Origin of the sequence: Pradoshia sp. D12, assembly GCF_008935075.1 — a bacterium.
In the GTDB taxonomy this organism is placed as follows: Bacteria; Bacillota; Bacilli; order Bacillales; family Pradoshiaceae; genus Pradoshia.
This window is the reverse complement of record NZ_CP044545.1, coordinates 2,608,118-2,621,405: the sequence shown is the minus strand read 5'-3', so window position 1 is coordinate 2,621,405 and position 13,288 is coordinate 2,608,118. Positions and strand designations below refer to the sequence as shown.

Here is a 13,288-nt window from a genome sequence, read left to right as displayed (position 1 = left end):
AGAAAAAACTGCTTGAAAGGAAAGCCCTTCTTTTCAAGCAGCTCTTTTTATAAAGGTATTAGTTTGTCAGAATCTTAGGGATGAAGACAATTTTTTTGGTCGCAATGATTAATAGAGGCGGTGCCAAAAAAATAAAGGCGACTAAATTTACTTTGATTATCAATGTGAAAGCTAAGATCATCAGCAATATAACCAGGCTACGGAGTGGATGGCGAATGCAAGTATCAAAAGCCAGTGCATAGATCCATTTTGCGGAATGAGTATTCCGTTGATCATGAGCAAGGAAGTAAATGCTATAAATAGCAATGGTCCATAAAAGAAAAGTCCAGATCAAAATCGGTATTTGCAGCCATGTTAAGATAGGCAAGGCCTCGTGAAGCGGTGGATAGATAGACATCAGCGAAAGTCCGCTGAATAAAAATAATAGAAACGATAACCCTATATAACTTTTATTCTTATTATAGGATTCTTGAAAAGCTGAACGGATTGAATCATCTTCTTTCCGGTGAATGAGTTCAACAGCATGGATCAGTCCAACTGAAGCGGAAACAAATCCATAGATGATTCCACCTCTAACTATATAAAGCCAGAAATAATAGCTGGAAATAGTATATTGAGAGACGAAATCAATAAAAAGTTTTATCAGATTCTTCATGTTGGCCCACCCTAACTTTTACAATATATTCTATATATACCTTTAAATGATTACAAATTCAAGGGAAAGTTATAATCATTTAAAGATATAAGTATAATCATATCTTCAAGCATGATTTGATATTTCGATGTAATACGTTATATGGAATAGAACAAAGAATCAGGGCATTGATTACTATAATTTGCATACCTTTACTTTTACACTATATTTTTCCTGTGATAGTATTTATGATTGACTTATAAGAAGCGTTTAGGAAGGTGTTAGGAATGAACAAGTACGAGGCCATTGCAAATGAAATGAGGCGAAGGGTAAAGAGTGATTATTACTCAAAGGACCAGCCGATTCCAGACGAATATACTCTTTCGAAAGAATTTGACAGCAGCAGGGTAACGATGAAAAAAGCTTTGAATATTCTTGTTACAGAGGGGCTTTTATATAGGAAAAGAGGACATGGTACCTTTATTATCGAGCCTCCATTTGATGACAATAAAGTGAATATCATCAGTGAAGAAAATATTGGACTATCCAATCTGGCCAATAATGATGAGGTAAAAAGCAAGGTAATTGCCTTTGAAATTCAATTTCCCTCTGAGCAAGTAGCCAGTAAACTAAGGATCAGCCTTGATACACCTGTCTATCATATTATTCGTCTCAGGATTGTAAATGATGAACCATATGTAATAGAAAAAACATACATGCCGGCTAATCTGGTTCCCGGTATTAATGATGAGGTTCTTCATTCTTCCATATATAAGCATATTAAAGAAACACTTGAATTAAAAATGGGTGGAGCACACCGTAAAATCAGAGCATGTAAATCAAATGAACTGGATCAAAAATACCTGGATTGCAGAGCTGACGATCCTATCTTGGAAGTCGAACAAGTTGCCTTTTTGATTACTGGTATACCATTTGAATACTCTTTCTCACGGCATCATCACGACAAGTTCGTCTTTACAACGGTAACGGTAAATCGATAGGAAACCGCATAATTTGGCTCAGAAAAAGAAAAGGTGACTCTAGAGAGAAGAGGGTCACCTTTTCTTATTGTAAGAATAACTTGAGTTGTACAAATCTTATTGGGGTGTCTTTATAGATATTAAGTTTACCTCCTATCAAAACTATTTTTAAAAGGAGGCAGAATACCTTATTGCTAGTAGGAAAACTGTAATTCTAAAGTGGGTGTCTATGGTTTATTTAATGAATGATTCAAACGATTAATTTCTCGCTTCCAAAATAGATACTGGAAGACCCAGAACATTAAATAAATGACCACAAAGATAAGGAAGTAAAGTGAAAATCCTATAAAGGAATGCTCCATCCAATGGGAGTAATAGGCGACAGGAAACATGGCGATGGTAACTAAGCAAAAGTGTAGAGTTGTTTGTTTTGTAAGACTCCAATTATCATGTTCAAAAATGATAGAGCCTGCAGCAAAAGCAACTCCTAATAATCCGCTTAAAATAAATTGCAGTAGATAGGCATTTAATTCTGTACCCATGGTCTCTATTAAGCTGGGTACTACAGCGTAAAACGTCCCATCCCCAATGCCAAGTGAAATGCAAAGGGTTATAAAGGTTGATATAAAAACGCCTAGCGGAAATCCTATTGCCCCTCTTACGATAATTGTCTTCATCTTCATCACCTCATATTCCTAAATGTTTTTTTATCTTATTAATATAACGCCTCGAGACATATGATTGATCGCCGGTATTGAATTTCAGAGTGATTGTTCCGCTTATGCTCATATCTAAGCTTTTAACTTTTTCAAAATTGACAATCTCAGAGTTTGAAATTCTGATGAATTGTTGGCGCGGGACCATTTCTTCTAATTGGTATAATCTTTGTCGTAAGCGCAATTTTTCATTATTTACTTGTGCATAAACATATTGACCTTCAGTATAAATCCGCAAGATATCGTCCATTTGTATCAAAAGAATTTCATCACCTTTATAACCCATCAGTGATTGGTATTCATTGCCTGAAAGTTTTTCAAGTAAACTTGAAATTTCATTTGTCATCTCACTAGCATGTATGACGATTTTGGGATCTTTACATTCACTATCTAACTGGATTTCTATCCTCATATTCCACCCCCACCCTTTTTTATGGATCTTTCTCCCTTTATTATAGGAAGCAATTGGATATAGTACTACAGCTTTTATATACCTGGTCAGATTTCTAATATATATGGGTGAAAATGAATAATAGCATGATAATCAGTGGAACCAATCCTTAGGGATTAAACCCGTGGCCAACTATGAGCCGAAGTTTAAGGGGGTGAACTTAAATGACCGAAAACCTACAAAGCAGGGGACAATCCTTTTTTAATGAAGAAACAGTTAGTTAGGGTTAGATGGGAAGCAGAGATGCTATATTCAGCGTGAAAGATCTACAATTGATAATCTCCAGATGATACTCAAGAGAAATCGAATACACTCAGTTAAATTTGAATTGTTAACAGGAAGTAAAGGTGAACTTAAAGGTAAAATTAGCACAAGAAAAAGAGATTCATCAAAATTGACGAATCTCTTTTTCTATTACAGTGGATTTCTTTATTTTTTTCGGAAGAATGCTTTTCTAAATCCTTATTGAAACGCGTAACTGATACCGATTAATCCGTTTTATCTTTTAAAGGCTTCATTCTAATTGATGCGATAACGAGTACGACAATTAAAATCATACCGAGATATCCAAACAGTGGGTAGAAAAAGGAAACTAACTGCTTGAATCCAAAGAAGCTTGCAGCAAAAGCGACGAGTACAGAAATAACCACGAACCAATTGTATTTTTTCGTTTTCGGGGTAAAGAAGCGTGTACCAAACGAAAAGAACATACTAACAGCTGAATTAAAAATCATGCCGAATAGAATGATGGAATAGAGAACTCCAAAAAGTGGTGATATTTGATTGGCCAGCCCTAGTGAGGGCATGTCCAAGTGCCCTACCTTATCAACTTGTGCAAAGATGGCTAGATGATGCAGGACAATTAAGATTCCTACACCTATACCTCCCGCCAGTCCTCCGATCGAAGCAATTTTCTCCTTGGGTTCATCGCCGCCCATTACCAGAGTCATGGATGCTCCCATTGCGATTGCAAGTGAAACATAATTAATAATAGAACTCAGCCAATGATTTGTAGCCGAAGACTGTTCGTTCGCTATAGAGTCAAGCTCAAAGAAAGAATATTCCATGGTCACCATACTATGTATAAATAATACGACCACTCCCAATATGAGAAAAGGGGTTATCATAGCAATAACTTTTACAACCCGGTCTACGTCGGAAAGGATTGTGATTAAAATGAGAATCGTCATGATAATGATGCCAACGAAACTTGGCAACCCAAACTGCTGATTGAAAATAGACCCTGAACCAGAAATCATGACAATTCCAATTCCAAAAAGGATAAATACGAGGATAGAATCGATGAGAACGCCGAGGTAACGTCCACTGATTTTATAAATAACTTCCTTATGTGAGTCTGTCTGAAGCCGGCTGCCCAGCTTAGTTAAAACCATTCCCAAATATCCGAACAATAGGATCGAGAGAAAGGCTCCAATCGTTCCCTTCATTCCAAAACTAGTAAAATACTGTAAAATTTCTTGTCCTGATGCAAAACCGGCACCTATGATAATTCCCATAAATGCACTGGCTATTTTAATAATATTCTTCATGTCTCCTCCATTCGTAGTATTATAAAGAATTTGAGGCACGGTTCAGCCACTGCTTCTGAACCGGAATAGTCCTCAATAGAATTATTTTCCCTATATAAATAGTGTTAAACAAAAAATATGAAATAGAATAATTTGTTTGTGAGAAAAGAGACAGCAGTGTACAGGAAATAATTAAGCTTTTTATAAGATGGGAGGTTAGTGCAAGAAGGATATTAGGAGCGAAAAAAAGAATAGATTATGCAATACATAATTCCATGCAAATTAAAGGAGTGAGTAGTTGATGAATATTCGTATTTTAGAAGAGTCCGATGCTCATTTATATCAGAAAGTGCGATTGAATGCATTGAAAATGAACCCGGAAGCATTCGGTTCAACCTATGAGAGAGAGGTGGGATATTCTTTAGACATGGTAAAGGAACGAATAAAACCAACAATGGACAAGTATATTGTAGGTGCCTTTGATAATCGAAAATCTTTAGTTGGCATTGTTACCTTTATACGTGAAGACAATCTCAAAACCAGGCATAAAGGAAATGTTTATGGAATGTACATAGCTCCAGGCAATCGAGGTCAGGGTTTAGGAAAGTTATTGATGAATGAACTTATCAGTAAAGCGAAGAACTCTGAGGGATTCGAGCAAATCAATTTAACTGTTGTATCTGATAATCACTATGCAAAGAAATTATATAAGTCGTTGGGATTTGAGGTCTATGGTATAGAAAGAAATGCCTTAAAGTTTAATGGCCGATATTATGATGAGGATTTGATGGTACTAAAATTAGCAGTGAAATAGAGATATCTTTATGATGACTTTTCTTTATGGAAATAAGAAGGAAAGCTTATGGATTATGCTATTGGTCAATGAAATCAAATTGGTTAAGCAGCATTATGGTCTTATAGTGAACATAAGTTAAGAATAAAATTGAACTATCAAAATCCAGTTTGTAAATTATTCCACAGATTTTAAAATCGAAGGTAATAAATTAATCATAGATTTAGATAAGGTGTAGGGCAGGGAAGAAGGATTTAATAATACATTAATAGAAAATATTTTATACAGGTTAGTTAACAAGATGGTTTTCCAATTTAAGGCGGTGAGGTTATGAATGATAAAACTCTTAAAAGCAGTAATGATTTTGAACATTTGGTTAGGCTGATTGATTCAGTTCCTCAAAAACAATCAACTTTGTTAATTGGGATAGATGGCTGTGGAGGTTCTGGGAAAAGCACACTCGCTGATAAGTTAAAAGGGAGATTATTAAATACAACTATTGTGCATATGGATGATTTTTATTTACCCTCTTCTCGAATTCTAAAAACACTTCCAAAGAACAAGCCTATAGGTGCAGATTATGATAGGAGGCGTATTTTAAATCAGGTTCTTGAACCCATAGCTCAAAATAAAGAAGGACATTATCAGCGATATGATTGGGTAATGGATGGTTTAGCGGAGTGGCATACTGTTCCAGTTGGAGGAATTGTCATAATAGAAGGTGTTTACGCAATATGTCAGGAATTTTTTAATAAATATGATTTTACGATATGGGTTGAATGTCCACGAGAAACAAGGCTTTCACGAGGTCTTGAAAGAGACGGAGAAACAGCACGTGATAGGTGGGAAAATAATTGGATGCTATCAGAAGACGTTTATGTTGAAACCTATAAACCTTTTGAAAAAGCTAACTTAATAGTAAGTGGTATTGAATAAATATACTAACATCAGGATAACAGATTTTTATCTTTTCTAAAAGAAGGGTAAATATTAAGCAATCGATTCCAGAGGAATTTAAAACTGAAAAATGGTATAAGGATAGAATTTGATTTCATCAGTACAATTTCTATTATGCTAATTGGCTAAGAAGAATTAATGTCTTTTTGTGTTGAATTTCTTATTGGAATACAGGAGCAGGCTAACGGAATAAAAGTGGTGAAAGGAGGAATCAATTTGAAAAAGAAAAAAAGACTTTTAGTAGTCGGCTTGCTGGTATTATTAGTGATAATAATATTTCCGCCTATATTAGGACAATTGGTACACAATAATGATTCGCCAAAATCTGCAATAAGAGATGAAATACAATGAGACGAAGCTATTAACAGATTTTTAAATTATATCAAGTTATGAATAAATGTAATTAAGCAACCAGGGGTATTGATCAAAGAAGGATTAATGCCTTTTTGTGTTGAATTTCTCATGGGAGTAATGGGCCAGATTAGTTCGAGAGTGTTGCTTAACTATTACTCAACAATCGGTCATTTAATGGAATGAGGTTGAGTGAATCATATCGAAAAATGTTCATTGTAACGTTGATTTTAATTCACTAACATTAAGAAACTGCAAATATAGAACTTGGTTATTACATAGCCTATAACAATACACCATTAATAGAAAAGGGGCATTCAATTGAGTTCTTTTAAATTTAGTATTAGTCGGTTGCTTATGTACTTTGTACTTGTATCATTATTTCTCTTTGCTTCGGGTAATGTAGGACAATATTTGACTAAAACTCAAGGTATGGATCGACAAAATAGTATGCTTTTACAAGGAGTAATCTTTAGCGGGCTAACGCTTTTTGTACTATATATATTTAAAAGAAAACAACCGGACTTGTTTAAAAATATTGGCTTAAAGGGTGTAAATTCACCATCTAGATTGATGGTCGGAATCGCGTTGCCTTTTATATTAGTCATAACAGGGATTTTAACAGCTTATTTATTTGGTGGTATAGAAAATGTCAGCTTAAACCTGACAGCCACAGTTATAATTTCCATTTTAATTAATACAGCAACAGCATTTATGTATGAAGCATTTCCAGAAGAAGTCTTTATCCGTGGACTAATATTTGAAGAACTGCATAAGAAATTCCGCTTCATCATCTCATTGATTTTACAGCCGCTAATCTTCATTTGTGTACCGGTTACGGTGATGGCATTAGAGTCAATATTCTTTAGTAAACCATTTATAATAACTATAGATTATATTATATTGCTCTTTACATTTGGAATTGCTCTACAGTTATATAGAAGGTATACAGGAACAATATGGATGAGTATGATCTTCCATGTCGTTTATCTTGAAGTGGCTAGATATATATCCATGGGAGGTATGTATGACCAAGACGTCGCTCTTTTAATATTCGATGAGACATTTAGTGGATTCATGACTCTATACTTATCATTTCTGTTTATAGTGGTATTTAGTGTAGTGGTGTTATCATTTTTATTACTAATTGATAAAAGAAAAAATACGCTATAAATATATTCACTTTTTTATAGCTGAAAATTCATATTAAAAGTTTCGTTAGTAGAAGTATTATACTTAAATAAACAGGGGCATTTATCAAAGAAAGATTAATGCCTTTTTGTGTTGAATTTCTTATAGCAGAAACGGGACAGGTTAGCGGAAGAAGGATTTCAAACAACCAGTAGAGAATAGTAATAAAGGTTTTCATAAAATCAAGGAGATGGTTCATTTGGAGAAACTTGAAAACTTAATTACTTGGGTAGATGAAATAAAGAAAAAAAACGGAAGCAGTGCCTCCTCATTATATATTCTAAAAGATAACGAAGTAATATTGGAACACTATGATGGTTATCATTCTAATTCTCCTGACTCGGCTCCAATCACCCAAGTTTCTCAATTTAATGTTGCTTCTGCCAGAAAGAGCTACCTTGGTTTAGTCGTTTCATATGCTCTTTATGAAGGGAAAATCAAAAGCCTTGATGACTACGCAATTGATTATTTCAGGGAAATGGATGAACAATTGCTAGGAAAAACAACAATAAGGCATTTAGTCACTCACTCCCATGGGTTACATGAAAAAGAAGATGGCACTATTTTTCGAGAGTTTGAACCAGGTCAAGGTTGGGCTTATAGAGGAATCAATGTGTTAATGATGACTCGGCTGGTAAATCGTCTATTTAAAATGAGCTTTCCAGACCTTTTAGAAGAACGGGTATTTTCACCTTTAGGTTTTAAAGAAACAGCCTGGCAAACGAAAGAGAATGAATTATTAGTTAAACAAATTGATAATCCAGATTCGGAGGGTTCATTCCATCTGGGAAATTATAGTGATGGAACGGAGTCAAACTTACATACTTCTGCTAGGGAATTTGCAGAATGGGGTAATCTTCATTTAAACAGAGGGTTTGCAAAAGGGAAACAAATTGTTCCAAGTGAAGTAATTGAAATTGCCACACAAGTCCAAAGTCCTTTTTACAAAGATCGTAAACTTCCTCAAAATGGTTTGTTTTGGTATGTGCAAGGTATTCCAGCTGCCCATAGTGAGCTCGGTGATCGGGTTCCAGAAGGATCTTATCAAATATTGGGGATAACAGGTCCAACTGTCCTTATCATTCCTGAATACAGAGTGGTCGTTGCAAAGATGTATAACAAACGATATAACTATGGCGGAGACGACTACCTTTACTACCTCAGAGAATTTAGTAATATAGTTGCTGATACTTTTCGGAAGTAAGGAACGGTAAGGGTTTCGCTCAATATATCGGAGGATTAATGCTTCTATATATTGAACTTCTTATTAATAGAAACAGGCAGGTTAGCCTGAACCATTTGTAAAATAGTTATAGGTATATCCGCTAATCCAATTTATCCCAAGGTCCTTTTTCGTTACTTAACTCAACAAAAAAAGGAAACAACAAAATGAAAATAAAGCCAGGGCCATAATTGCTCATAAACTGGAATGATTTTGCTTTCATATATTGTAATCTATTACAATGAGGACAGTTCTTACCATCAAAGGGTCTATTGATAATTGACCAAATTATTTTAGCTTGCAATTTTTTATTACAATTAGCACAGCGTGTCATTTTGTCACTCCCTTTTATTAGAAATACGTGGAAAATTAGCTTAAGTTTCAAAATATAAAATGTAATTCATATTTGGAGTGAACTTTTTTATGAACTTAATGGGGGAGTTTAGCTTGTTAAGGAATGTATGACAGAAACTCAGACCTAGGGGCATCGATAGATGATTAAAGTTAAGTTGTTTTTCTACTACTTTTTAGGATTATTAGTCTTAAAAACGAGCGAACTAATTCATTATACTAATCCACATAGTATTGCTTGGTTCATGTTAATGATTTCATTCATTATTATAATAGCCGATAAAATATATGAATTAGCAAAGCTAATAGAACCGTCATTGAAGTTCACATTTATAGCTGTGATATCAGCGATTATATTTTCTAATCTGGTCTTTTATTTCGATAATTTATTATCATTTTTTGATATGAAATAATTGAGGCGTTGTTCCAAGAAGTTTAAGATATATTTAAATGCATTTGAAAAAAATAAGAGGTGAATTTTTATGAGTTGGAAACTCAAAAAATTTGATGAGTTAACAAATATTGAACTATATAATATTTTAAAAGAAAGAACTTTAGTTTTTGTGGTGGAACAAAATTGTCCTTATCCTGAAGTTGATGGTAAAGATCCTTTTTCATATCATCTTTTTAAAGAAGACAATGGAGAAATCGTTGCATATTTAAGAATTGTACCCGCAGGTATTGCTTATCAAGAAACTTCTATTGGAAGAGTTATTGTAAAGAAAGAATACAGAGGAGAAGGGATTGCAGGGGAACTTTTAAAGAAAGGACTAGATTTTATCCAAAACGAATTAAAAGAAACAAAGGTTAAAATTCAAGCCCAAGATTATTTAAGAAAATTCTATACTTCCTTTGGTTTTCAACCTATATCCGAAACATATTTAGAGGATAATATCCCTCACGTCGATATGATATTACAAAAATAACACACTCGTTATTACCCGGCTAGGGATTGGAGTTATATCAAGGTATAGAAGAGATTGAAAAAGATTACATTTCAACAAACAGAAGCATTGATCTAAGAAGGATTAATGCCTTTTTGTGTTGAATTTCTTATAGAAGTAAAAGGGCAGACTAGCTTAATTAAGATTCGGTCTGGTTTTACAAAATGTTACAAATGAACTAGGTTTTTTGAAGAAGTTAATTATTTTGGTTGGGAGGATATTGAATTAATGAGTAATTGGCTATACATACTTTATGCTGTAATTTTAGGAATACTATCTTGGTTTACGGGGGAAGTAGTAACATTTGTTATGTTAGGGGTTATTCTTATTGCTTTAAATAACATAAATTCAACTCTTAAAAAGATTTATCTTCAAAATAATGTGAGAAGCAATAACGAAGATAATTAGATTTGATAATATTTTTTTTATAAACGGGGCTTTGATCTAAGAAGGCTTAATGTCCTTTTCTACTGAACTTCTTATGGAAGTAAAGGGGACAAAGTTCATATCCTGAATTAATAAATAGGATTTTCGTATTATAAAGATAATTCATTTAATATACTGTTAAGATAAAGATAGGAGATGTTTGTGTGAAAGACGTTAAATTAGTAAGATCCCGCTCTAACAAAGTATTATCGGGTATATTTGGAGGTTTAGTACCGATTTTAAAAATCGATGTAACCATCCTGCGGCTTGCATTTGCTTTCCTCTGTATATTTTCAGGTGCATTTCCTGGATTAATTATTTACTTAGTGGCGAGTGTAATTATTCCATTGGAAGATGAAGAATGGCCAAATTCTAAATAAAAAATCATAATGTATTTTTGCAAATGCATATTCCCCGTACATTTTTCTATGTATTGGAATATGCGTTTTTCATTAGAGAACTTATTCGCTTCAATTGTTGAGTAATTCCGAATCCCTTTCTCCGTAAATACCTTCAAAAAAATCTTTTCTCGACTCTCTCTGTATTTACCAAATACAATTTCAACGATTGGAACGATTTAATGAAATACTTAAAGATTATTACTTATGAACTTTTTGTGTTTTTAGTTTTTTATCTTCTATTCTTGCATATTCGAATTGCTCAAATTCCTAATCAAACTGTACCAGATAATGCTGATTATTTAATTATTCTAGGAGCAAGGGTGATTGGAACTGATCCTTCGCCACTTCTACAAGAACGAATTAACACAGCTGCTGCCTATCTGGAAGATAACCCATTCAGTCGCTATTGCTACTGAGGGACAAGCCCCCAATGAAAGCATCCCTGAAGAAGAGGCTATTAAAACAGTCCATATAAACAGAGGAATAGAGGAAAATAGGATCAAGTAAAGATTCTTCTTTAACTAATAGAGGTGTTGATCCAAGAAGGATTAATCCCTTTTTATGTTGAATTTCTTATTGTAGAAATGGGGAAGGTTTGTTCAAGAAGGTTATAGGTGATTATTTGTGTTCATCATTGGGACATATTCTTGCAGAGTTTAAGAATCTTAAGGCAAAACTACATTAAGGAGCTTAGCAATGGAAAAATGGGATTTATATGATAAGCATCGTAATAAAATAGGCAAACAAATAACTCGTGGAGATGATATGACACCAGACGAGTTTCATTTAGTAATACACGTTTGTATATTTAATTCAAAGGGAGAAATGCTTATTCAACAACGTCAGCCCTTTAAGCAAGGTTGGTCGAATCTTTGGGATATCACTTGTGGTGGAAGTGCTGTTGCAGGCGATACAAGTCAGCAGGCTGCTTCAAGAGAGTTATTCGAAGAGTTGGGTATTCATTATAACTTTGAAATGATACGTCCGCAATTTACTATTAACTTTGCGCGTGGATTTGATGATTATTATTTAATTGAATATGATTTAGATTTGAATGATTTGACGTTACAGACTGATGAGGTGCAAGCAGTGAGATGGGCTTCAAAAGAGAAAATCTTAGAGCTAATCGAATTAAAAAAATTTATACCTTATTATGAGAGTATCATTGCGTTTCTTTTTGAGGGTCGAAAGCATTATGGCTCTATTCGTTTTTAAATGAAACGTGCAAGGAATCAAATATAAACCTTCATATACAAGCGATTATATGATCCCCCTGAAAAATGGCTTTATTTAGGTGGTTGTACTTTAAACTTAAATTATTAATGGAGTGGATTAAATGAAAATACAAAGTAAATTACCTAAAAGTGACCCGCAGTTACATTTACAGTTAATTAAAAATAGATGGATTCTATTGAAAGAACCCAAAGATTTAGCAAGTGCTATTTTGTTATCCACCCCTTTAATGATTGTCGCAGCAATCATCTCTATTGGTGTAATAAATATCTATTCTAGTATTTCTTTGAGCGATTTTGGCCTAACGCCTGATGCAATCTCAATTACTATTAACTTGAGTAGTGTTTTTTTGTTAATTATATTTTTAATACTTCACGAATTACTCCATTTAATTTTCATTCCAAATTTCACAAAATCAGAAAAAACATATATAGGATTGACGCTGTTCGGAGGTTTTGTGTTAACAGAAGAAGAGATTTCAAAATCAAGATATATCTTCATTTCAATTGCTCCTTTCATTATTATTTCAATAATTTTGCCACTTGTATTAAGTTCATTTGGACTATTAACAACGACATTAAAATTTTTAATAATATTAAACGCAATGGGATCATCAGTTGATTTACTTACTCTTCTTCTTATAATTAAACAAGTCCCAAAAAATGCAATTTTAAAAAACAATGGACCAAACACATATTGGATAAAAACAAATTTCCTCACATAACAATAGTCCTGATGCTCAATGGTTAAATATAGTTGAATACAATGAAAAGGATGAAAGAAACGAAGTATTTCAATCGGTGGTGGGATTGATGTTGAATAAAAGCAGAGTAGGGACAATTTTAGGAATTTTATCTATATTACCAGTGATAGTAAGTATTATTTTTTTCTATACAAAAAGAGGACCGATTGCTGATATTTACCTTTTTATTACTATTTTCAGCGTTTTCTTCATTATAGGTATTATACTTGCCGGAATATCTTCAAGGATGTCTATAGGTCGCATAAGCAAATTATTAATCGGATTGGTTGGGATAATTACAAGTCTAGCGGTTATAGTTGTTGCTTTTCTATTATTACTAGCTATGGGAAGCATTTTAGCAGAATAA

At 33.6% G+C, this 13,288-nt stretch carries 17 protein-coding genes; 13 read left to right on the top strand and 4 right to left on the bottom strand.

The window, feature by feature from the left end:
• Positions 1–58: 58 nt before the first annotated feature.
• Positions 59–655 carry a hypothetical protein gene (locus F7984_RS12580; protein WP_066104549.1) on the bottom strand — a complete coding sequence of 199 codons (597 nt, stop codon included), beginning with the start codon at positions 653–655 and terminating at the stop codon, positions 59–61.
• A gap of 266 nt (positions 656–921) precedes the next feature.
• Here F7984_RS12580 and F7984_RS12575 point away from each other — a divergent pair, with 266 nt between their 5' ends.
• Entirely contained in the window at positions 922–1,635 is a 714-nt protein-coding gene (locus F7984_RS12575) for a GntR family transcriptional regulator (protein ID WP_066104544.1), read from the top strand.
• Between the two features lie 206 nt (positions 1,636–1,841).
• Here F7984_RS12575 and F7984_RS12570 read toward each other — a convergent pair whose 3' ends face one another.
• The 3 genes from F7984_RS12570 to F7984_RS12560 form a co-directional block, all read right to left on the bottom strand.
• A complete protein-coding gene (locus F7984_RS12570) occupies positions 1,842–2,291 on the bottom strand; it encodes a DUF3021 domain-containing protein (protein WP_225983598.1) in 450 nt (149 codons plus the stop codon).
• A 10-nt stretch (positions 2,292–2,301) separates the two neighbouring features.
• Complete coding sequence (locus tag F7984_RS12565) at positions 2,302–2,742, bottom strand: LytTR family DNA-binding domain-containing protein (RefSeq protein WP_066104538.1); 441 nt, start codon at positions 2,740–2,742, stop codon at positions 2,302–2,304.
• Between the two features lie 527 nt (positions 2,743–3,269).
• A complete protein-coding gene (locus tag F7984_RS12560; RefSeq protein WP_066104535.1) occupies positions 3,270–4,331 on the bottom strand; it encodes a YkvI family membrane protein in 1,062 nt (353 codons plus the stop codon).
• Positions 4,332–4,611: 280 nt separating this feature from the next.
• Between F7984_RS12560 and F7984_RS12555 the strand changes: the two genes are divergently transcribed.
• The 12 genes from F7984_RS12555 to F7984_RS12500 all read left to right on the top strand — a co-directional run bounded on the left by F7984_RS12555 (position 4,612) and on the right by F7984_RS12500 (position 13,288).
• The gene (locus tag F7984_RS12555) at positions 4,612–5,124 is read left to right on the top strand and encodes a GNAT family N-acetyltransferase (protein WP_140462076.1); all 513 of its coding nucleotides are present in this window, start codon (positions 4,612–4,614) and stop codon (positions 5,122–5,124) included.
• A gap of 309 nt (positions 5,125–5,433) precedes the next feature.
• Positions 5,434–6,039 carry a uridine kinase family protein gene (locus F7984_RS12550; protein ID WP_066104531.1) on the top strand — a complete coding sequence of 202 codons (606 nt, stop codon included), beginning with the start codon at positions 5,434–5,436 and terminating at the stop codon, positions 6,037–6,039.
• Positions 6,040–6,276: 237 nt separating this feature from the next.
• Positions 6,277–6,411, top strand: a complete 135-nt coding sequence (locus tag F7984_RS19570; RefSeq protein WP_258188245.1) for a hypothetical protein — start codon at positions 6,277–6,279, stop codon at positions 6,409–6,411.
• Between the two features lie 321 nt (positions 6,412–6,732).
• Positions 6,733–7,584: a CPBP family intramembrane glutamic endopeptidase gene (locus F7984_RS12545; RefSeq protein ID WP_066104527.1), complete on the top strand. Its 852-nt coding sequence runs from the start codon at positions 6,733–6,735 to the stop codon at positions 7,582–7,584.
• Positions 7,585–7,801: 217 nt separating this feature from the next.
• Complete coding sequence (locus tag F7984_RS12540; RefSeq protein WP_066104524.1) at positions 7,802–8,806, top strand: serine hydrolase domain-containing protein; 1,005 nt, start codon at positions 7,802–7,804, stop codon at positions 8,804–8,806.
• A gap of 851 nt (positions 8,807–9,657) precedes the next feature.
• Positions 9,658–10,101 (top strand): GNAT family N-acetyltransferase, encoded by a 444-nt coding sequence (locus F7984_RS12530; RefSeq protein WP_066104516.1) that lies wholly within the window; start codon positions 9,658–9,660, stop codon positions 10,099–10,101.
• 246 nt (positions 10,102–10,347) lie between these two features.
• Positions 10,348–10,527, top strand: coding sequence for a hypothetical protein (locus tag F7984_RS12525; protein ID WP_066104513.1), 180 nt, complete (start codon positions 10,348–10,350; stop codon positions 10,525–10,527).
• A gap of 182 nt (positions 10,528–10,709) precedes the next feature.
• Positions 10,710–10,925, top strand: a complete 216-nt coding sequence (locus F7984_RS12520; protein WP_140462077.1) for a PspC domain-containing protein — start codon at positions 10,710–10,712, stop codon at positions 10,923–10,925.
• A 200-nt stretch (positions 10,926–11,125) separates the two neighbouring features.
• Entirely contained in the window at positions 11,126–11,362 is a 237-nt protein-coding gene (locus F7984_RS12515; RefSeq protein ID WP_139063832.1) for a YdcF family protein, read from the top strand.
• 280 nt (positions 11,363–11,642) lie between these two features.
• On the top strand, positions 11,643–12,161 hold the full coding sequence (locus F7984_RS12510; RefSeq protein ID WP_066104503.1) for an NUDIX hydrolase: 519 nt from the start codon (positions 11,643–11,645) through the stop codon (positions 12,159–12,161).
• A gap of 121 nt (positions 12,162–12,282) precedes the next feature.
• Entirely contained in the window at positions 12,283–12,903 is a 621-nt protein-coding gene (locus F7984_RS12505) for a metalloprotease family protein (protein WP_140462078.1), read from the top strand.
• Between the two features lie 91 nt (positions 12,904–12,994).
• Positions 12,995–13,288 carry a hypothetical protein gene (locus tag F7984_RS12500; RefSeq protein ID WP_413242776.1) on the top strand — a complete coding sequence of 98 codons (294 nt, stop codon included), beginning with the start codon at positions 12,995–12,997 and terminating at the stop codon, positions 13,286–13,288.